Source organism: uncultured Mobiluncus sp., from assembly GCF_963511525.1.
Classification (GTDB): Bacteria; Actinomycetota; Actinomycetes; order Actinomycetales; family Actinomycetaceae; genus Mobiluncus.
Window position 1 is genome coordinate 38,036 of sequence record NZ_CAUPIY010000010.1, and the last position, 19,964, is coordinate 57,999.

The 19,964-nt window shown below is 58.4% G+C and carries 16 protein-coding genes; 11 read left to right on the forward strand and 5 right to left on the reverse strand.

The genetic code is table 11. The annotated features are described in order from the left end of the window. Positions 1-2: 2 nt before the first annotated feature. The 3 genes from RQ935_RS07760 to RQ935_RS07770 all read right to left on the reverse strand — a co-directional run bounded on the left by RQ935_RS07760 (position 3) and on the right by RQ935_RS07770 (position 2,640). On the reverse strand, positions 3-839 hold the full coding sequence (locus RQ935_RS07760; RefSeq protein WP_307741444.1) for an ATP-binding cassette domain-containing protein: 837 nt from the start codon (positions 837-839) through the stop codon (positions 3-5). A 116-nt stretch (positions 840-955) separates the two neighbouring features. Beyond that, the gene (locus RQ935_RS07765) at positions 956-1,429 is read right to left on the reverse strand and encodes a MarR family transcriptional regulator (RefSeq protein WP_311497881.1); all 474 of its coding nucleotides are present in this window, start codon (positions 1,427-1,429) and stop codon (positions 956-958) included. A gap of 185 nt (positions 1,430-1,614) precedes the next feature. Then, positions 1,615-2,640, reverse strand: a complete 1,026-nt coding sequence (locus RQ935_RS07770) for a hypothetical protein (protein ID WP_307741442.1) — start codon at positions 2,638-2,640, stop codon at positions 1,615-1,617. A 74-nt stretch (positions 2,641-2,714) separates the two neighbouring features. On the opposite strand from RQ935_RS07770, the gene rimP reads away from it, so the two are divergent. The 8 genes from rimP (at position 2,715) to RQ935_RS07810 (ending at position 14,163) form a co-directional block, all read left to right on the forward strand. Further along, complete coding sequence (rimP, locus tag RQ935_RS07775) at positions 2,715-3,242, forward strand: ribosome assembly cofactor RimP (protein ID WP_307741440.1); 528 nt, start codon at positions 2,715-2,717, stop codon at positions 3,240-3,242. Between the two features lie 23 nt (positions 3,243-3,265). Continuing rightward, positions 3,266-4,252: a transcription termination factor NusA gene (gene nusA, locus RQ935_RS07780; protein ID WP_307741438.1), complete on the forward strand. Its 987-nt coding sequence runs from the start codon at positions 3,266-3,268 to the stop codon at positions 4,250-4,252. A gap of 287 nt (positions 4,253-4,539) precedes the next feature. Then, a complete protein-coding gene (locus tag RQ935_RS07785) occupies positions 4,540-5,775 on the forward strand; it encodes a cell wall-binding repeat-containing protein (protein ID WP_307741437.1) in 1,236 nt (411 codons plus the stop codon). A gap of 359 nt (positions 5,776-6,134) precedes the next feature. Then, positions 6,135-8,918 carry a translation initiation factor IF-2 gene (gene infB / locus RQ935_RS07790; protein ID WP_307741457.1) on the forward strand — a complete coding sequence of 928 codons (2,784 nt, stop codon included), beginning with the start codon at positions 6,135-6,137 and terminating at the stop codon, positions 8,916-8,918. 97 nt (positions 8,919-9,015) lie between these two features. Then, positions 9,016-9,453: a 30S ribosome-binding factor RbfA gene (gene rbfA / locus RQ935_RS07795; protein ID WP_295027438.1), complete on the forward strand. Its 438-nt coding sequence runs from the start codon at positions 9,016-9,018 to the stop codon at positions 9,451-9,453. A 107-nt stretch (positions 9,454-9,560) separates the two neighbouring features. Beyond that, positions 9,561-10,619, forward strand: coding sequence for a tRNA pseudouridine(55) synthase TruB (truB, locus tag RQ935_RS07800; RefSeq protein ID WP_311497882.1), 1,059 nt, complete (start codon positions 9,561-9,563; stop codon positions 10,617-10,619). Positions 10,620-10,673: 54 nt separating this feature from the next. Beyond that, a complete protein-coding gene (locus RQ935_RS07805; RefSeq protein WP_311497883.1) occupies positions 10,674-12,593 on the forward strand; it encodes a cell wall-binding repeat-containing protein in 1,920 nt (639 codons plus the stop codon). A 139-nt stretch (positions 12,594-12,732) separates the two neighbouring features. After that, positions 12,733-14,163 (forward strand): sodium:alanine symporter family protein, encoded by a 1,431-nt coding sequence (locus RQ935_RS07810; RefSeq protein ID WP_311497884.1) that lies wholly within the window; start codon positions 12,733-12,735, stop codon positions 14,161-14,163. Positions 14,164-14,221: 58 nt separating this feature from the next. Here RQ935_RS07810 and RQ935_RS07815 read toward each other — a convergent pair whose 3' ends face one another. Both RQ935_RS07815 and RQ935_RS07820 read right to left on the reverse strand, forming a co-directional pair. Next, on the reverse strand, positions 14,222-15,493 hold the full coding sequence (locus RQ935_RS07815; protein WP_311497885.1) for a CapA family protein: 1,272 nt from the start codon (positions 15,491-15,493) through the stop codon (positions 14,222-14,224). Positions 15,494-15,533: 40 nt separating this feature from the next. Continuing rightward, complete coding sequence (locus RQ935_RS07820; protein ID WP_311497886.1) at positions 15,534-16,529, reverse strand: bifunctional riboflavin kinase/FAD synthetase; 996 nt, start codon at positions 16,527-16,529, stop codon at positions 15,534-15,536. 153 nt (positions 16,530-16,682) lie between these two features. Between RQ935_RS07820 and RQ935_RS07825 the strand changes: the two genes are divergently transcribed. The 3 genes from RQ935_RS07825 to rpsO all read left to right on the forward strand — a co-directional run bounded on the left by RQ935_RS07825 (position 16,683) and on the right by rpsO (position 19,870). Then, the gene (locus tag RQ935_RS07825) at positions 16,683-18,101 is read left to right on the forward strand and encodes a cell wall-binding repeat-containing protein (protein ID WP_311497887.1); all 1,419 of its coding nucleotides are present in this window, start codon (positions 16,683-16,685) and stop codon (positions 18,099-18,101) included. Positions 18,102-18,179: 78 nt separating this feature from the next. After that, the gene (locus RQ935_RS07830; protein ID WP_311497888.1) at positions 18,180-19,235 is read left to right on the forward strand and encodes a zinc-binding dehydrogenase; all 1,056 of its coding nucleotides are present in this window, start codon (positions 18,180-18,182) and stop codon (positions 19,233-19,235) included. Positions 19,236-19,600: 365 nt separating this feature from the next. Beyond that, on the forward strand, positions 19,601-19,870 hold the full coding sequence (gene rpsO / locus RQ935_RS07835; RefSeq protein ID WP_282921900.1) for a 30S ribosomal protein S15: 270 nt from the start codon (positions 19,601-19,603) through the stop codon (positions 19,868-19,870). The last annotated feature ends 94 nt before the right edge of the window (positions 19,871-19,964 follow it).

The following is a 19,964-nucleotide window of genomic DNA, read 5'->3' on the forward strand; positions in this document are numbered from 1 at the left end:
TCTCACGCCACCTTTGCGATGTCTGCGGGTTCGGGGTGATGCAAATCGTGCACAATCATTCCGTCACGGACAATCAAGACCCGGTCCCCGGTCGTGGCGGCGTGCTGGTCATGGGTCACCATCACCACGGTTTGCCCGAAGTTATCGACCGCCGCGCGCAGCAGGTTCAGGACTTCAGCAGAAGACGCGGTGTCCAGGTTTCCGGTCGGCTCGTCAGCGACCAACATGGCGGGGCGGGACAGCAGGGCTCGCGCGACTGCGACGCGCTGTACCTGGCCGCCGGACAGCTCGTAAGGCTTGTGGTTCAGCCGAGTGGTGAGGTCCAATCCGGTGACGATTTGGTCGAACCAGTGCCGGTCTATCGGCTTATTCGCCAAGCGCAGCGGCAGTTCGATATTGGCCCCCGCGCTCAAGGTCGGAACCAGGTTAAACGACTGGAACACGAACCCTAAGTTGTCGCGGCGCCACAGGGTCAGGGGCTTGTCTTTTAGCTTGGTGATGTCCACGCGGTTGACCGTGATGGAACCGGAAGTGACCGCGTCCAAACCGGCTAGGACGTGCAGCAGCGTGGATTTTCCGGAACCGGAGGGGCCCATGATGACTGTGAATTCGCGGGCGTTAATATCTACGTTGATTCCGCGCAACGCCTCAACTCGCGTGCCTTTTTCCCCGTAAACCTTGGTGACATCGCGCAGTACGGCGACCGGGACAGTCGGGATGTTCGTCTCCGCATTGGTCACAAGGGGGGAGGGGCCCGTTTCGGGGTCGGCAGAGGCCGGTGGTGTGGGGGGCGTCACCGGGGTAAACGGGGTGTCGGCGGGGCTATTCGGGGAGGACATAATCAACCTTTCGCTAGAGTTCTTAACTGAAATCCAGCGTAGCCAGCCCGAAACTAATAGGCTATGGGGGTTTACCCTGAAAAAACCCCGAGGCGTCCCTGAGTCGGTTGAGGTCTCTAGGGTTCCGGTTTTTCCAGGTGGGTACGCATACTGGATAGCACGCGGCGCATCGCGTTTAAATCTGATTGCGAAACCCGGCCAGCAAACAGTTCACGTACCACTTTCATCTGAACTTGCGCCGCGGCTTCGTAAGCGTTCAACCCTTTGGTTGACAGGCAAGCATTGCGGGTGCGTTTATCCGCACCTTGGCATAGCCGATTCAGCCAGCCCTTTTTCTCCATCTCACCGAGTCGATAGTTCAATCGAGAGGGTGAAAATACTGTTTGTCTGGCAAGTTCACCGAGCTGCAGTTTCTTTTCCGGAGCGTTAGCCAAAGCCGTCAAGATGGAATATTGAGGCAGGTCGAAGCCGCATTGTTCCTTGAGAGCATAGTCAATCTCTAAATTGAGCATTTGGGAAAACTTAAAAAAGTCTTCCCAGATTTCTTCGGGCGTAGCGTCCGGTGTGTCTGGAGAATCGGTGCGAACCAACGTGAAGGCCTCTCGGAACTCGGTAATCCTAATGGTTGTTTTGTTATTGTGCTATAAACCGTGCAGTTTTCCAATCTTTTGATTATATATTTACTAATAATTTAATCTTTCTTTAGGGTGGCCCTTCGCTAATATGTCGTGCCCTTTCGGGTGGAAAACCTGACTGGAACTGACGTTTGCACAGGTTATGGCCATAGCTGCACAAAAATTTGCGAAGGGGGAACGCCGAAACGATTTTGTGAAGTCACATCGCCTTTGGCGGCGCTAATCCAGGGTTGACGTAACGCTGACAGGGCTTGGTCTGGTGATTTTTTCGAGGCCGCGCCGGTCGGCGAAATGAGTTCGATAATCTTTAGGTGAGCCGCGAAAGCATCGGCATCAGCCTGATTGATGAGACGAATCGCGTCCGGGGTTGTCTTAATCTGGGAAAAATCCAAAGCGTACTGGGCGGCACGCACGTCTTCCACGCCCCCGTCCACCAGCGACTGCACGTCCCAAGCTAGGGAATCCGCCCTTTGCAAAGCCCACTGCCGGTCATTCCCGCTCAGATGAGCGGCCGCCACTTCCATACGGAAACGAGCAAAATCCAGAGCGGTCTGCGCTTCTTTAAGATTTTGCAGGTTTTTCCGGTCGGCTATGGGTTCAGTGGAACCTTCGGGGTTCGTCCCTGCCAGTGAGTCTACCGGCACTGTTGGTTCGGGAAGTTTGTGTCCCGCGGCTCCCGCCACGTGAGAGGCATCCAGCTGCTGGGCGGCGCACAAGGCCGTAAGGAGCTGCGCGTCGTTAGCGTGGGGAGCGCGTGCCCCCGCCTGGCAGGATGTTGCGGCCGTATCTACCAGGAGTTGTATCAGGTCCTCCACGCTGCCCGGAGCCGGGGAAGGTTGAGGTCCGGGGTCGGCGCCCTCCGGGGTTCCCTGCGGCCACGGTTGCCAGACCCCACCCAAGGCTGCTAGACGGGTCGCGGATAGCTCGCGTACCGTCCCAATCACTTCACGCACCCCGGGGGCTAGTGAGGCGTCGTTTGCCATCTTTTCGCTGCCGATGCCGATGGCGGCTTCCGCGCGTGAAACGGCGGAAATCCCGGTTTGGCCGGCATCCAGTTCCGGCAGGGCATCGGGGGGAGTGTCCAGGCGCAGTCCACATCCAGTCAGCGCAAACCCCGCCACAAGCCATAGACTTAGTTTCAGGAAACGGGACGGGGATAAAAACATAAACCCATTGTTTCATACCCCGCCCCATCCACCCGCTCAGGCAACTCTGAGGGAATGAAAAAAAGGGGAGACTATTGCAGATAAAGACAGAAGCTCAGCCGCATACCTCGGCAGACCCCAGTGTCGCCGCAATTATCCAGGTCATCAGCCCGGTCATAGATGCTGCCGGATTGTATTTGGAAAAAATTGCCCTCACCGGCCCGAAACATCAGCGGGTCGTGGCGATTGGTTTGGATTTACCCGATGGGCAGGCCGATTTGGGTAGCGCGCAGCTGGAGGAAGCGAGCCGCGCCATCGGTGCCGCTCTGGACGCAAACGATCCGCTGCCAGGTGCCTATACCCTTGAGATTTCCACGCTTGGCGCCGAACACGCGCTGACGAATCTGCGGCTGGCGCGCCGGGCTCTCGGTAAGGATGTAGAAGTGCGTATCGGCGGGCAGGTCCACACCGGAATCTTGACCGACGTTATGCAAACCGGGCTGAGCGTAAATGACGATGGAGACGTTACGGTTTATCCCTTTGAGGACATAGAATCGGTACGTACCGTTATTTTGTTTGGGAAGCCTCGGGGGTCCCAGCGCAACGGGCGAAAAAATAAATAGCGACAAATCAATACGGAGGAATCATGCAAATTGACATGTCTGCATTGCGCCTGGTGGAAGCCGAAAAGGGCATGGATATGAACTCGCTTATCGACACGGTCGAGCAAGCGCTTTTGAAGGCATACCGCAATCAGCCGGGTGCTGAAAAAGATCATTCACGGGTTGAGGTTGATCGCAAGACCGGTGAGGTGCGAGTTTTGGTGAAGGAGCTGGACGAGGACGGCAACGAGCTGGGTGAGTCCGAGATTACTCCTAAAGATTTTGGACGTACCGCCGCAGCCACGGTGAAATCCGTGATTATTCAACGTTTCCAGGAGGAAGAAGACAAAGCTGTTCTGGGAGATTTCAAGGATCGTGTCGGTCAAGTCGTTTCCGGAGTGGTGACTTCCGGGCGCGATCCGAAGCTGGTTACCGTGAATCTGGGAGATGTGGAAGGCATTATTCCACCGGCCGAACAGGTCCCTGGCGAAAAATACCAGCACGGAGTGCGGCTGAGCGTATACGTTTTGGCGGCGTCGCGTGGCTTGAAAGGCCCGCATATCGAGCTGTCTCGAACTCATCCCGGCTTGGTGCAGGGCTTGTTTAAACGCGAAGTGCCCGAAATCGACAAGGAAGAAGTCGTCATCGAATCCGTGGCTCGCGAGCCGGGACACCGCACCAAGATTGCCGTGCGGGCGACCGAAAAAGGTATCAACGCCAAGGGGGCGTGCATCGGCCCGAACGGTTCGCGCGTCCGGGCGGTTATGAACGAGCTCAACGGAGAAAAAATCGACATCGTGGATTGGGCCGAAGATCCTACGGTTTACGTGGCCAATGCTTTGAGCCCGGCCAAAGTCATTTCGGTACGGGTCATCGATGAGGCCAAGCGGCTGGCGCGAGTGGTGGTCCCGGACTTTCAACAGTCCCTGGCTATCGGTAAGGAAGGTCAAAATGCCCGCCTGGCTTCGCGCCTGACAGGTTGGGGGATTGACATCCATTCCGACACCGAAAATGGTGGCGCACCGGCCTAGATTTTCAACCCCGCGAGGGGTTTCGCATCCAGCCCTCCGAGGTTCTTCCCGGAGGGCTGAATTGTCTGTGCACAAGGGCCGCGCCGGCGTTTCCGGGGGAGGCGCGGCAACGTTGGGGACCGCTCTTGTGAAGGTATATCCGCAGTTGAAAGCCTTTAAAATCGCCAAAATGGACATGGTTGTTACCAAAACGTTATAATCAATCGTCGCGGCGTGGGGTCGCGAAACGTTCAATAAATGAGGAGGGCATTTGGCTGGGTCAAATGAGCCGGTCGAATAGGTCAATCATGAATATTTCTAAACTGATGGCAAGTTCATTTGCAATTGCTGGAATCGGAGTAGCGGGGGTTACCCCGATTGCCAATGCGGAAGATGGGGGTTCCGCAACTATTACAAATCAAACTGTCAGTGCCAGCGTTCGTTTGGCTGGTGTAGATCGTTATGAGACATCAAAAGCGGTGTCTGAGGCAACTGATTTGAGTTCAGTGTTGGTCAGCGATAAGTCGCCTGATGGCCTCATTGGTTCACTGCAGGCAGCAAACGATGACAAGTCTGCGGTCATGAGCCCGGATGCTCCCTCTTTGGGAGGAACTAACCGTTACGAGTCGGCCGCGAAAGTCGCTTTGGAAGGCGAAGCGGATGCTCCCGTGGTTATCGCCAACGGCAACTCGGAGGTAGACATTCTGGCCGCCACGTCCTACGCGGCCAATCTGGAAGCGAACCTCTTGTTGGCTGAGCCGGATCAGCTGGGCAAATACGGCTCTCAGGCTATTGCTGAGTTGAATCCCCAAAGCATCACAATCATTGGTGGCACCGCGGTCGTGAGCGAGGAAACTAAAGCTCAGGTTGAAGAACTGACCGGGAAAAAAGTTTCCCGGATAGCCGGAGATAACCGTTACACCACCGCGCTGGCCGCCGCGCAAGCTATCGGCTCGCAAAACTATCTGTTGGTCAATGGCAAGAACCCGGTCGATGCCCTGACTTTGGCCCCTTTGGCAAAGAAAAATAATGCTTCGGTAGTGTTGGTTCAGACTTCCTGTGCGCCCCAAGCGGTGCTGGAAGACCTGGGTGGAAAACATCTCACCGCTATTGGTGGCACCAGCGCTATTGCCGACAATTTCGCGGCGAAAACCTGTGAGCAGCAGGCGGCCGAGACAGCTGCAAAGGCCGCAGCTGAGAAGGCAGCCCAGGAAGCCGCGGCGCGGGCGGCTAATCCGTGGGGAGCCGGCACTGCGCAGGGCATCGCTTACGACATGCTGGGTCAGTTCGGTTGGGGACCGGATCAGATGCAGCCCCTGTTCAAGCTGTGGGCTCGTGAATCTGGATGGCGTACGAATGCTGGACGCCCCGGTGGTCCCTACGGGATTCCGCAGGCTAATCCCGGCCGCAAAATGGCTTCTGCCGGTGCAGACTGGGCGACGAACCCGGCCACTCAAATCCGCTGGGGATTGAGCTACATCAAGGGTCGCTACGGCAGTCCCGCTGCTGCCTGGGCGAATTTCTGTGCCCGTGGCTGGTATTGATTTCAAGGATCTGCCAATAACTTAGGGGGTGGAGCCGTCACGGACGGTTCCACCCCAATCTTTTGCCCGGTAGTTTGCCGGGCTGGAGGCCCCGATTCAAATGCATAGAGAAAAGTCGGGTATAATCAAGAGCGGTGCTTTTCGCGGCTCCAACAGCCGCGTTCCGGCACATGAACTTATTAGCTGAGGATACTTTGCTACTGGTGGATTTCATTATCCCGCGGCACTGTGTTCGCAATGACCTAGGAGCGGGTTGGAAGATGTTGGGCACCCGATGAGTACCCGATGAGTACCAACGATTAATCCATTCTCACCCTTCGCCGGGTGGGGTGGCGAAGGACAGGAGAAAAGTGGCACGAATGCGCGTGCACGAGCTTGCAAAAGAGCTCGGTATTGAATCCAAAGAAATGCTGGCGTATCTGAAAGATGCCGGCGAGTTCGTAAAGTCTGCATCCTCCGTGGTGGAAAGCCCGGTTGTGAAGCGGATGATGGAACGCTTTGAAAAGGAAAAGCTGGGCAAGTTTAGCCCGGAAGCCGCCAAGAAAGCCGAAAAAGCGGCTGCGAAAGCGAAGAAGCCGGCTGCCAAGACAACCTCGAAAAGTCAGAAGTCGGCCGCGGAGCCTGCTGCTGATGCGGAATCGACGCCGCCAGCCAGCGCTACGGAGTCGCCGACCCCGGAGACTGCGCCCGCACCAGACACTTTGGACGCAGAGACTCCCGCACCGGCGGCTTCCTCTCCTGCTGCTTCCGCTACTCCTCAGCCAAAACCAGAGAAATCAGCACCGAGTCCCAGCCCTGCCAAGCCGCAGGCGAAACCCAGTGCTCACCCCGATATTCCCAAACCCGGCGCCTCAATTCCCAAGCCGGGTGCGCGTCCGGGCAACAACCCGTTCGCTTCCGCTCAGGGAATGCCGCGTCCCGGCGGCACCAGTGGAATCAAAGCGAAGCCGGGTCCGCGCCGGGGACGGCTGGGCAACAATCCGTTCGCTTCCGCCCAAGGCATGAGCCAGGGGATTCCCCGTCCGGGGCAGGGCGGCGGTCCGCGTCCCAAGCCGGGAGACCGCCTGGGTTCGCCCCGCGGTGACTCCGGTCCCGCAGGACGTGGTGGACGGAGCAGTCGTGGTTCTCGCACCAGTCCTGAGGCTTTGGCAGCCGGCGGCTTTGGCGGCACTCCCGCATTTGGCGGTCCGCCTTCGCCGCCTCGCGGTCGCGGCGGGCGCGGCTTTACCCAGGGTGCTTTCGGTCACGGCAAATCCCGGAAAGGCAAGAGCCGCCGGGCTAAGCGTCAGGAAATCGAGGAGCAAAATGCGCCCGTGATTGGCGGGGTCACCGTCCCGAAAGGCAATGGCCAAGAGATTCGGATCCGTTCCGGAGCATCTGTCGCCGATTTTGCAGAAAAGATTAACGTCAATCCTGCCGCGCTGGTGACCGTGCTGTTCCACATGGGCGAGATGGCCACAGCTAATCAGTCTTTGGACGAGGACACTTTCAAGTTGCTGGGGGCAGAACTCGGTTACGAAATTACGGTGGTTTCGCCGGAGGACGAGGACCGCGAACTGCTGGAATCCTTCGATATTGATTTGGAAGCCGAAGAACTCGATGACATTGAGGCTATGGAACCCCGACCTCCGGTCGTGACGGTGATGGGCCACGTCGATCATGGTAAAACCAAGTTGCTGGACGCTATCCGTAATACTGACGTCATTGATACCGAGTATGGCGGAATTACCCAGCACATCGGCGCCTATATGGTCACCCTGAAAAAGGCTGATAAAGGCCGCAAACTGACCTTCATCGATACGCCGGGTCACGAAGCCTTTACCGCGATGCGTGCCCGTGGTGCCCAGGTCACCGACATTGCGATTATCGTGGTCGCCGCTGATGATGGGGTGATGCCCCAGACCGTGGAGGCTATCAACCATGCCAAGGCCGCAAACGTGCCGATAGTGGTGGCAGTCAACAAGATTGATAAACCTACCGCGAATCCGGACAAGGTCAAAGCCCAGATGTCCGAATACGGCGTGTTGCCCGAAGAATACGGCGGCGACACCATGTTTGTGCCGATTTCGGCTAAACAGCGGATGGGCATTGAGGATTTGTTGGATGCAGTGTTGCTGACAGCTGACGCGGTGCTGGATCTGCAGGCCAATCCACACGCTCCTGCCCGCGGCGTCGCCATTGAAGCGAACCTCGACAAGGGACGCGGCACGGTCGCTACCGTGCTGGTGCAGCGCGGTACTCTGCGTGTCGGCGACGCTATCGTGGCGGGAACTGCCTACGGCAGGGTGCGTGCCATGTTCAACGAGCGTGGCCAAAACGTGGAGGAGGCCACCCCCTCCACTCCGGTGCAGGTGCTGGGTCTGACCTCGGTGCCGCGAGCCGGCGATAACTTCCTGGTCGCCGAAGACGACCGGACGGCCCGCCAGATTGCAGACAAACGTGCGGCTGCGGAACGCGCTGCGTTGCTGGCCAAGCGCCGCAAGCGCGTCACCCTGGAATCCTTCGATGAAGCCCTGAAGGCCGGCAAGGTCGACATGATGAACCTGATTATCAAGGGCGACGTGTCCGGCTCGGTCGAAGCTCTGGAGGACTCCCTGCTGAAGATTGACGTGGGCGAGGAAGTCGGCTTGCGCATCATTCACCGCGGTGTCGGCGCGATTACCCAAAACGATGTCAACTTGGCGACCGTGGACAACGCCATCATTATCGGCTTCAACGTCCGTCCTGCCGAGCGCGTGGCGGAACTGGCCGACAGCGAAGGCGTGGAGATGAAGTTCTATTCCGTCATCTACCAGGTCATTGAGGACGTTGAAAACTCCTTGAAGGGTATGCTAAAGCCGATTTATGAGGAACACGAACTCGGTTCCGCCGAGATTCGCCAGGTCTTTAAGTCCTCCAAGTTCGGCAACATCGCGGGCTGCTTGATTAAGTCGGGCACCATCAAGCGCGGCTCTAAGGCTCGCTTGGTTCGCGATGGTGTGGTCGTCAACGGAGAGCTAGAGGTGCATTCCTTGCGCCGCGAAAAGGACGATGTCACCGAAGTTCGCGAAGGTTTCGAATGCGGTATCGGTCTGGAGTTCAAGGACATCCAGGTGGGCGACCGCATCGAAACTTGGGAAATGCGCGAGATTCCGCGCGATTAATATCCCTAACCAAACCCGGGGTCCCTGGCCGGCCTGCGGCGTTTTACCGCCAGGCGTGGCCGGGGCGCCGGGACAACACACGAAGATGGGAGAAACCATGGATGACACCCGGCGGGAAAAAGTCGCCGCGAACATTTTGACCACGGTGGCCAGCATGTTGGCTGGCAAGATTAAAGACCCCAGATTAGGTTTCGTCACCATTACTTCGGTCGAGGTCACGGGCGATTTGCAGCACGCCAAAGTCTATTACACGGCCTATGGTAGTGACACGGAGCGAACCGCTTCCGGCGCGGCTTTGGAGTCCGCGAAGGGATTGATTCGCTCCCACGTGGGCAAGAATTTGGGCACGCGCCTGACTCCGACCTTGGAATTTGTGGCCGATCCGGTGCCCCAGCAAGCTGCGGCTTTGGAATCGGCGCTGGCGGAGGCTCGCGCGGCTGATGCCGAGCTGGCCGCCCGTAAAGGCACCCAGTATGCCGGGGAAGCCAATCCCTACAAAACTCCCCGTGAGTCCGAAGATGACCAGGAATCCTAACGCCTCCGGTCTGATGTCCGGTCACGGACGGACCCGCATCGGGTGCGGTCCGAGGGACGTGGCCGGCGCGGGGCGGTGGGTTCACGAGGTTCCCCGGGCGGGCTGCGATGTTTGACGCGCCGGACTTCTTGCCCGACTGTCCCGCGGATTTGCATCGGGGCGAAACCTGTCCGCCCGGACTGGTCATTGTGGACAAGCCGCGCGGGTTGAGTTCCAACGCGGTGGCGTCACGGATTCGCCGGTTGGCAGGGCAAAAGAAAGTCGGTTATGCCGGCACCCTGGACCCGCTGGCCACGGGAATCCTCATTTGCGCCATCGGTAAAGCCACGCGTCTTTTGCAATACCTAACGGCCCATGACAAGGTCTATACCGCCCGGGTGCGGTTTGGTATCTCTACGGATACTGATGATGCCGAGGGTCAGGTCACGGCTCGTGCGGGTGCCGTATTATCCCCGGAGGACATCGCGGCGGCTTTAGTGCCGTGGCGCGGGCCGGTCAACCAAATCCCCGCCAAGTTTTCCGCCATTAAGATTGGCGGCAAACGTGCTTATGACCTGGCGCGTGCCGGCAAAAACGTGGAGATCCAGCCTCGTCCGGTGACCATTCACCGGCTCGAGCTGAGAGGCACTCCTGTCGTCGAAACGGTGGCGGGAGCCGACTCAAACCCTTCGGTAAGCGTTACTGATGCGGAACTTCTGGTGCACTGTTCAGCAGGAACCTACGTGCGCGCCCTAGCTAGGGACCTCGGAGCGGACTTGGGAGTGGGGGCGCATCTGACGGCGTTGCGACGCATTTCGGTCGGTTCATACGGGCTGGACCAGGCGCAAAGCCTGTCCGAGCTGGGGACAGAAGTCGAGAGCAGCGGGGTGCTGCGTCCGTTAGGGCTGGATGCGGCAATCTTGGGGATTTTCCCCGCACTGCCCGGCGACGAAGCCCAGGTGCGGGCGCTGTCTTTCGGGCAATCGCTGACCGGCCCAATCCGTGACGCCGCCGCCACCGCCCTGGAGACGACAAGCCCTATCCAAAATGCATCCACCCGTTCGCTGCTGGCTGTGACCGAAGCGACGACCGACTCAGACACGGGTGAAAAACGTGTCGTCGCGCTGGTGCAGCTGGAAAACGACGAGCTGAAACCGATTTGGGTGTTGAGACCTGCAAATTCCTGACCAGTAAAGACATAAACTAGTTAGGAGCCGATTTCATCTTGGGGAAGTGAAGAAATGACACAGAACACGTATCTCAAATCATGGTGGCCGATGGTTATGCTCGGTTTGTTAGGATTTCTGGGCCTGCTCGGCGGTCCTGCCCAGATGAGTTTCACCAACCCTGTTGCGCCATCTCACACCCCAGCCATTTCCAGTACCGCGGCAGCGGAGGTCCCGGCCGCGGATGAGACCAGCGAGTTTCCCGAACTTCCTGATAACTTCACCTCCGCCGCCAGTGGTCAGCCCTCCGTTGCGACCGATTCTTATCCCGGTTGGGAATTCGGCGATTTGATGATTGGAGGAGGGGCTGCTCCAGGCGCCGCGCAGGCCAGCTGGGTGGCTTTTATCAGTATCAGCAATTGGGACAACACCGGTTCAATTTGTACCGGAGTGCTCATTGATCCCTCCTGGGTTTTGACCGCAGGACATTGCGTGGCCAATAAGCCCCGATATATCAACATTAGTTTTGGGCCGACCCGGCAGTTGACCAGTGCCGTGAACGATTACAAAGCCAACCCCCAGTATGATGCCGCGGTTATGCACCTGCAGACCCCGGTTTATACCATCCCCCCCGTCACTTTAGCCTCCGGGCAAGCCAACGTCGGCGATGTGGCGGTGGAGTATGGCTGGGGCGGCACCACTAATGCCCTCCTGTCTACGTCGCAACGAATTGTCTCGACCTGTTTCACGGTGGTTAAGGGCGATAAACAGGGTGAATTTGCGGCGAACTGCAACGTTCCCAGCGCTCCAGGTCAGCTTAGCTACAAGACTTCGTGGCCGGGTGTGAAAACTGAACATGGGGACTCTGGCGGCCCCCTGGTGGTGGGTAACCAGGTCATAGGTACTTTGATTGGGGGCAATGATCAGGGTGCTTACTTTGGTTCCGTGATTCCCTTAGCTTCTTGGCTGAAAGACATCACTGGGGTGACCTTGGGGGCAGCTTCAGGAAACACGGCTGAATATCCTTATGAATCTCGATTGAATCGGATTGCCGGAGCCGACCGTGTCTCGACAGCCTTGGCGTTGCACGCAGCCAGCGGGACCAGCGGGGACGCGATTGCGCTGACCACCGGGCGGCTCGCTCCGGATGCTTTGAGTTCGGCGGCTTTGGTGGGGGCACGAGGCGCGACGGTGCTGCTCACGTTGTCCAACCCGGTGGAACCGGCTGTGATTTCTGCCATTAAGGCTTCACAGCGCAAGACTCTCTATGTGGTTGGCGGGGGAGTAAAACTCTCGGCTGCCCAACGCGCTGAACTGCAGCAAGCGGGGATATCCATTACCGACCTGGTGGGTCAGGACCGCTTCGACACGGCCAGCCGGGTCGCGGCTCGGGCGGCTCAGGAAAACGCGTCGACTGTAGCCAGCACAAAGATTCTTGACGTCTTCCTGGTCGACGCCACCAGCGACCCCAACATTCCCGACGCCATTGCCGCCGGTCCCGCCGTGGCAAACACCCACGGTGTCATCCTCTTTACCCGCTCGAACAGCATTCCCCCAACTACCCTCCAAGCGATTTCTAACCTGGCGAATACGATGGTAAAGCAGGGGGGCAAGCTGCGCATCTGGGGCGTAGGCGGCAGGGCTGCCACAGCCGCCAACGCTGATATGGCGTGGGGCAGTGCCGTGGGTGAGGTTAAGAACATCGTGGGTAAAGATCGTTTCCAGACCTCCACCCTGTTGGCCCAAAACTTCTTTCCTAACGCTACGGGGTATCTGATTGCTTCCGGTAGCGTGTTTGCTGATGGTTTGGCTGGCTCCGGCTACGCGCACGCAAAAAACCAAGCCATTTTGCTCAGCCGCCCGGCCGCCCTGGACGTGAACCTGCAAAGTTTCGTGCAGGCTCATCCGCAGGTTTCTTACACCATCGCCGGCGGTGCCGGGGCGGTGTCACGAGGCGTGGCGAACCAGCTTGGCGCCCTGCTGACAGCGCGGTAACCGGCCGAAAGCACCGCCCCCATCCACCGGCCTTGTCGCCCGTCTCGAATAGTGGACAATGGTGCCGAATTATGGATAACCGGACTCACTCGCTAAACTTGCCACAAGTTCGTTTCCGAAAATATTGAGGCAATAAACTATGGACAAGTTCTTAGAGGTTCTCAACACCATAGACTCTTTCGTCTGGGGGCCGTTTGTCCTGATTCCCCTGCTGCTGGGAACCGGATTGTGGCTGACCATTCGGCTGTCGGGAATCCAGTTCCGCAAACTCGGTCCCGCCATGCACCTCGCCCTGCTGAAACGTGACGAGGGCACCGGGGAAAGTCCCGAGGGGAAACAACCGCTCGACGACACCATCGAGGGCGACATTTCCCACTACCAAGCGCTGACTACCGCCCTGGCCGCTACCGTCGGGGTCGGAAACATCGCCGGCGTCGCCACCGCTATCCACATTGGCGGACCCGGAGCGGTGTTCTGGATGTGGGTCACGGGACTGTTGGGTATGGCCTCGAAATACTCCGAAGCCTTCATGGCGGTACGTTTCCGCACCAAAGATGCCAAAGGTGAGATGAGCGGCGGTCCGCAGTACTACCTGGAACACGTCACGAAAGTGAAGTGGTTGGGCCGGACTCTAGCCATCGCCTTTGCGATTTTCGCGATTATTGCCTCGTTCGGTATCGGCAACCTGACCCAAGCGAACTCGGTTGCGACCCAGTTACAGGCTTCTTTCGGGGTGAATCCGTGGATGACCGGCCTGTTCATGGCGGCTTTGACAGGTATCGTCCTGCTGGGCGGAGTGAAATCCATCGGCCGGGTGACCTCGGCTTTTGTCCCCATAATGATTATTCTCTACGTGGGAGCCTCACTGATTGTGCTGGGTCTGTACGCCACGAAAATCCCCGGCGCCCTAGCGCTGATTGTTCACGATGCCTTTACGGGCAGTGCCGCGACGGGCGGTTTCGTGGGCTCCACGTTCATGGTGGCGCTCCAGTACGGGGTGGCGCGCGGAATTTTCTCTAACGAGTCCGGGATGGGGTCCGCCGCGATTGCTGCGGCTGCGGCGCGTACTCGCGAACCGGTCCGGCAAGGGCTCGTGTCCATGACGCAAACCTTCATCGACACCATCATCGTGGTGTCCATGACGGCGCTGGTCATCGTCGTTACGGGAGCCTGGCAAGAGACCGATGCCAACGGGCAGGCGCTGGATGGTTCGCCCCTCACTGCCCAGGCCTTCAACATCGGTTTCCCCGGCGGCCAGGGCCACTTTGTGGTGGCAGTTTCCCTGGTGTTCTTTGCGTTTTCCACCGTGCTGGGCTGGGCCTACTACGGGGAACGCTGTGTACAGCGTTTGTTCGGCCTCCGAGCCGTCGTCGTCTATCGTTTGTTGTTTGCCATAGTTGTTTTCGTGGGCTGCATCACGGAGCTAAAAGTGGCGTGGACCTTGGCGGATGTCACGAACGGGTTGATGGCTTTGCCTAACTTGATTGGTCTCATCCTGGCTTCCGGTCTGATTGCCCGCGAAACCAGGGCATACCTGAAGCGCGACCCGAAACTGCAAGAATCCCAGTAACCCTTCCGCACCGGCCTCGTGCCAAAGCCGAAAAGCTATGCAGAAGCAATCGGGACGCCTATTGCTTAGGCAGTACTTCGACTTTGGCGGGGGAGGGCACCGCGGGCGGCTCGGTGAGTTCAGGAGTTTCGGGCCCCACCAGGGATTGCAAAAACTCCCGATACCGCGCGGCTTTGCTCGCGCTCATGGCGCTACCAGGCGGAGTTTGTCCCTGCGCGGCCGCGGCTAGCGGCACCACCATGTGTGAATCTGGTTCCAGCCCGATTGCCACCCACTGGGCGGAGATAACTTCGGCGTTGCCCTGAGCTGGAACCCTAATCGTGGCCCAGGCGATTTGTTCCGAATCCGTATGCATCGTGGTCAGGGGACGCATATCCGAAATGACATTCCCTACGCTCCAATACGTCCACATACCTTTGCCGTCCACACCGCCGGGTAGCTTCTCAATGCCCTGGGGAACGTGCGGATGATGACCGATATAGAGGTCAATCAGTCCGCTATCGGCTGCTTCTTGCGCCCATTTACGCGCCCAGCCGGAGGGCTGCAACTCATATTCCAACCCGTTATGGCCCGACAAAATCACCACGTTGGCGCCCTCTTGGCGAGCCTGGGCGGCCCACTTGAGAATGTCGCTCATATCGTCTACGTTGACCAGCCAAGGCTTTTCGCTAATGTAGGGCATCCCGCCCAGCTTTCCCCAGCCCAAGGACAGGTGAGCAATCCTGATGGTGCGTCCGTCTTTGGTCAAGCTGTACATCTGATAAGGTTTTTCCTCCGCGCTGCGCCGAGAACCGGTGGCTCCCATGCCGGCTTTTTCCAACACATTGAGCGTCTGATAGACGCCTTCAATGCCCTGGTCAGTCGTGTGGTTGGAAGCGGTGGAGCAGCCGTCGTAGCCCAAGTCTTTCATATCTTTCGCCCAGCTCGTAGGCATAGCAAAATTGGGAAATCCCTGATAGGGGGCTCCGTCCTTGGCAAAAGCAATCTCTTGGTGGCAAATCGTCAGGTCAGCCCCCTCGAGAAACGGTTTGATGCCAGCCATCAAATTTGTAAAATGCGTGTTTCCCGCGGCGTCGCGCGACACATCGGGCATAAGGGCATCGTGTGTCAGGGCGTCGCCCGTGGCCGCGACGGTAAAGGTGATGTCCGGGGGCTGCGTTGCGGTCGGTTTCGGTGTGACGTTCAAAAGGGAGGTTTTGGTAGGAATTTCTTTGGCGTCAGATTTTCCGGCGGCATCGTCGCAGCCAGACAACCCCCAGGTCACGCTCATCACCAGCAGAATCGCTGCGGTCTTCCGGCTAAATTTGCGGGTGGTGTCACTGTTTACCATGGAACTTTTATACCAAACAAAGCTGACAAATCCGCCTCACTCAGACTGTGACCGCGCCGGGGTCGATACGCTGGGATTTCGGAACCCCCAGGACCACGGCCGTCTCCAGCAGGTCGCGATCCATGCGCTCCAGCAGTGCGTCCAAAGAATGAAAAGCCAGGTTGTCGCGAATCCGATGCACGAACTCGACCACGACTTCTTCCCCGTACAAATCCAAGTCTGCGCGCCCTAAAACGTGAGCTTCCACAGTGCGCCCCACGTCACCAAAATGCGGGGAAGTTCCCACCGAAATGGCGGCGGGCACCACCTCTAGTGAAGTCGGACTCTGAGAGTGCGGCGGGTAAGGCATCCGCAGCCAACCGGCGTAAACACCATCGGCGGGAATCGCCTCCACAAACTCCGCGTCCAGATTAGCGGTGGGAAATCCCAGTTTGCGCCCGCGCCGTTTGCCGTGAATGACTGTACCGCGCACCGAATGGGCGCGACCCAAAACATAAGCTGCCTGGTCAACCCGGCCTTGGGCCAGTAGCTCGCGCACCCAAGACGAGGACCAGCGGCGTCCAAAAATCGGATCGACGATGTTAGACACCGTCACGACGGTAAAACCGTACTGTTCCCCCAGTTCCTGTAAAGTCTGGGCATCTCCGCTGTTCTTAGATCCGAAATGCATATCTTCCCCGATGACGACCACCAGGGGATCCAGGGGGGCGACCAGGTAGTTTTGGACAAACTCGGCGGGGGACTGGGCTGCAAAATCGAGGTCATATTGTTGAACCCAGGTCGCGTCCACCCCCAGCTGTTCAATGCGGGTCAGTCGGTCTGGCAGGGAACAAATTAACTTATTCTTGGGGTCGGGATGGTGAACCTGGCGAGGTAGCGGGTCGAACGTCAACACAACAGAGGTCGCCTCGCGCTCGTGAGCCAGCGCCACGACTTTCTCGATGATTCGCTTGTGTCCGGTGTGAACACCGTCAAAAGTACCTATGGTCACGACACTCGGCCCGAAACTTGACGGTTTGTCACGAAAAATTTGCACCCCTCAACCTTAGCATGACGCTATCCGCTCCGATTTTGCCCCCTGTCCCGGCGCGGGGAAAGGGCGGGGCTTTCACCCTTTTGGGTGTTCAGTTAACCAAACTGCCTCAATAGGCTGATTGGGTAACGACTGTTGCAACGGAAAGGTACAGACATGCAGGCATGGGTAAAGCGCGGAGCCATTTCCGGCACCGTAGGAGCCTTGACTTTAGCGATGATGGCCCTGGTTGCCGTCAGCGAGTCTCAGGCAGAAGGGTTGAACTATGAACGTTTGGCGGGACCCAGCGGGGTGGGAACCTCCCTGGCGGTAGCCAAGCACACCTGGGGGACAAACTGGCCTGTGGTCTATGTGGCCGCGAACCGTAACCCGGTGGATGCCCTACCGGCGGCGACTATCGGGGACGGACCTGTGGTACTCACCGATGGGAAACAGCTGAACCTCGGCGGGGTCAAACCCGGCCACATCGTAATCTTGGGTGGACCGGGCGCGGTTCCTGAAAGCATTGCCCAGCAAGCCCGGCAAACCTGCGGCGCAGAAAACGTGGAACGCCTGGCTGGTTCTGACCGCAATGCGACCGCACAGGCTATCGCTGACCGCTGGATACAGGTAAACGGCCCCACCAACCGGATGTATCTGACCAAAAATGCCGGTTCCGGTTCCCCCGACGCGGTAGCCGGTTCGGTGCTGCGTGACGGACCCATCATCACCTACACGAACGAGGCCAGCATCAGTGCCGCACAGCAGTTCGTGGCGATGCGGATGCCGGCGAGCCAGCCGGGCGGCGCACAATTGGTGGCTTTGGGCGGACCGGGCGCGGTTCCCGACGCAGTACTCCAAACAATCGCTAACGGTGCGGCGACCCAACGTTTTGCGGGGGCGAACCGTTATCTCACAGCCCTAGAAATCGCCAAGTTTGCCGCCAACGATCCGGCCCGAAAGGTCGCCTACGTGGCGTCGGGAACCGCCCTGAAAGATGCGATGGTGGCGGGGGCATCCAAGGACGGTTTTATCCTGCTGACACCCCCCGGTGGTGGAGGTACTTTCCAGCAAATCGTGTCTATGGGCGCTAACAAGATCGTGTTTATCGGAGGAGAAGGTGTGCTGCCCCAGAGCACTTTGGCTATGGCAGCCGGCGTTGGTTTAGGTGCGGATGGTCCCGGTAATCCGCATTACATAACCAATAACGTGGGTTTTAAGCTTGAAGGCCTCATTCGGATACTAAGTGCCAAGGAACTTATCAAGATGGAGAACCACCAGTATGTACCGGAGTTGTCCGAAGTGCTCGCTGGCTACGAATACGCTGTGCTCATTTTGGATGAACCGGCGGTATTCGACATTTCCTATGCTTCGGATATTGGGCCAGGCGCCCCCACTAATCCGCGCGAGGCTGACATAGTCTTGCTCGCGGACACCTCCGATCCCAAGGCTGTCATGGAGTCGTGGCGTGGATACGACGGTGTGCGGGCGTCTGTTACCTTTAAGCCTTACAGTCTTTTCTGGCCCAGCGACGTGAGCCTTCCCACGACTGGAGCGCATTCTACAGGAGCCTATATCGACCACGGCAAAGGATAACGTCCACGGGGCTGCTTCGCTAACTTCATCGACCCCCTTGCTTTAGACTTGGAAAAGACTTAAAGCAAGGGGGTTTTCATGTGGGCAGTGCAGGGCGTTGACGGTGTGCCGGTCCTGGTCGAGGCCGACCGTCCCCGGGTCGGTGCCGGCCAGATTCTCATTGAAGTATCGGCCGCGGGAGTGAACCGAGCGGACTTGTTGCAGGTGGCAGGCCATTATCCGCCCCCTGCCGGGGCACCGAATACGCTCGGGCTAGAGGCCGCCGGCACCGTCGTGGAGGTGGGACCAGGCGTTGACTCGGCGTGGCTGGGTCGCGCCGCGGTGGCTCTGGTCGAGGGCGGGGCACAAGCGCAGTTCTGTGTCGCTAACGCGGATTTAGCTTTGCCGTTGCCCGTCTCAGGGCGTCTCAATGGCTATGTCGCGGGGGCTGCCCTCCTGGAAGCAGCGGTAACGGCCTGGCACAACCTGGTCAACTTGGAACCACGGATAACCTGGATGGATGGGCCGCACGATGGCTTCCTGGCAGGCCGCGATCCGTACGGGGAAAGCTGGCGCTACCCAGTTGGCTTCAGCGTGCTGATTCAAGGCGGAAGCGGTGGGGTCGGGACCGTTGCGGTGCAACTGGCCAAGGCGCTGGGTGCCAACGTGGCGGCCACCGCCGGGGACGAAGCCCGTCGCCAAAAAGTGACCCTGCTGGGTGCTGACGGTGTGGCGGACTACCGTGACGAAGAATCGTTGAAAAAAGCGTTCGAGGACGTGACTGACTGTTTGGGGTTTGACCTGATCTTGGATGTCAGCGGGGCCGGAGGGCTGGAATCGAATCTCAATCTTTTAAAGACCGGAGGACGTTTAAGCGTTATTGGACTGCAAAAGGGAGCACACGGGGAAATCGATTTGGCATATTTTTTGCAAAAACAGGCCACCTTGCAAGGTTCCACCATTCGCGCGTTAGATACGGACACCAAGGTTGACCTGGTTCACGCAGTTGGTGAATACGTTTGGCCCGCTGTCGAATCTGGCCAAATCCGCCCGGTTATTGCCGAAACGTACCCCTTCGCCAAAGTCGCCCAAGCTCACGAAGCCCTTGGAGCCAAAACCAACCGTCCTTTCGGCAAATTGATTCTTGCCAAATAATCAGCCCTAAAGCTAAACAGCCCGCCCAGCTAAAAATTCAAGTTTTCCCAAAAAACCCGCCCCGCAAGTGCAACGTTTCTCGCAATACGGCGCGGCTGAGCGAAAGTGGGGGTACTCAGGCGGGGGACTAGGGGGTGTGTTTTCGTTGCCTTGCAACGAAAACGTGGGGGGGGTCCGTGACCCCCCTAGGTCCCCCGCGAGACCCCCACGAGCGATACCGCGCCGACCCGCGCTATTGAAAAACAAAGAAAATTCGCTTGAATGCGGGGTGTTTGCTAAACTTGTACAGCCGTCATGTCGGCCGCGCTACCGATGCTCCAGGAAAAGCCTGGGCGCTGCGCGCAACGAGTACAAAAGGAGAACCTGTGGCACTGACCAAGGAAGAAAAGCAAGCAATCATCAACGAATACGCGACTCATCCCGGGGACACTGGTTCCCCCGAAGTGCAAATCGCCCTGTTGTCCAAGCGGATTAAGGACTTGACCGAGCACTTTAAGACTCACGAACATGACCATCATTCCCGTCGTGGTTTGATGCTGCTGGTCGGCCAGCGCAAGCGTCTGCTGGGCTACTTGCAGGACATCGACATCGAACGCTACCGCAGCCTCAAAGAGCGCCTCGGTTTGCGTAAATAGCAACTAAGCTGGCCGGATACCGGTCAGCTTTCTTTTCATGCCGGTACTTTCCGGCTGATATATGTAGGAATCCAGCGTTAATCGGTCCTCGGTA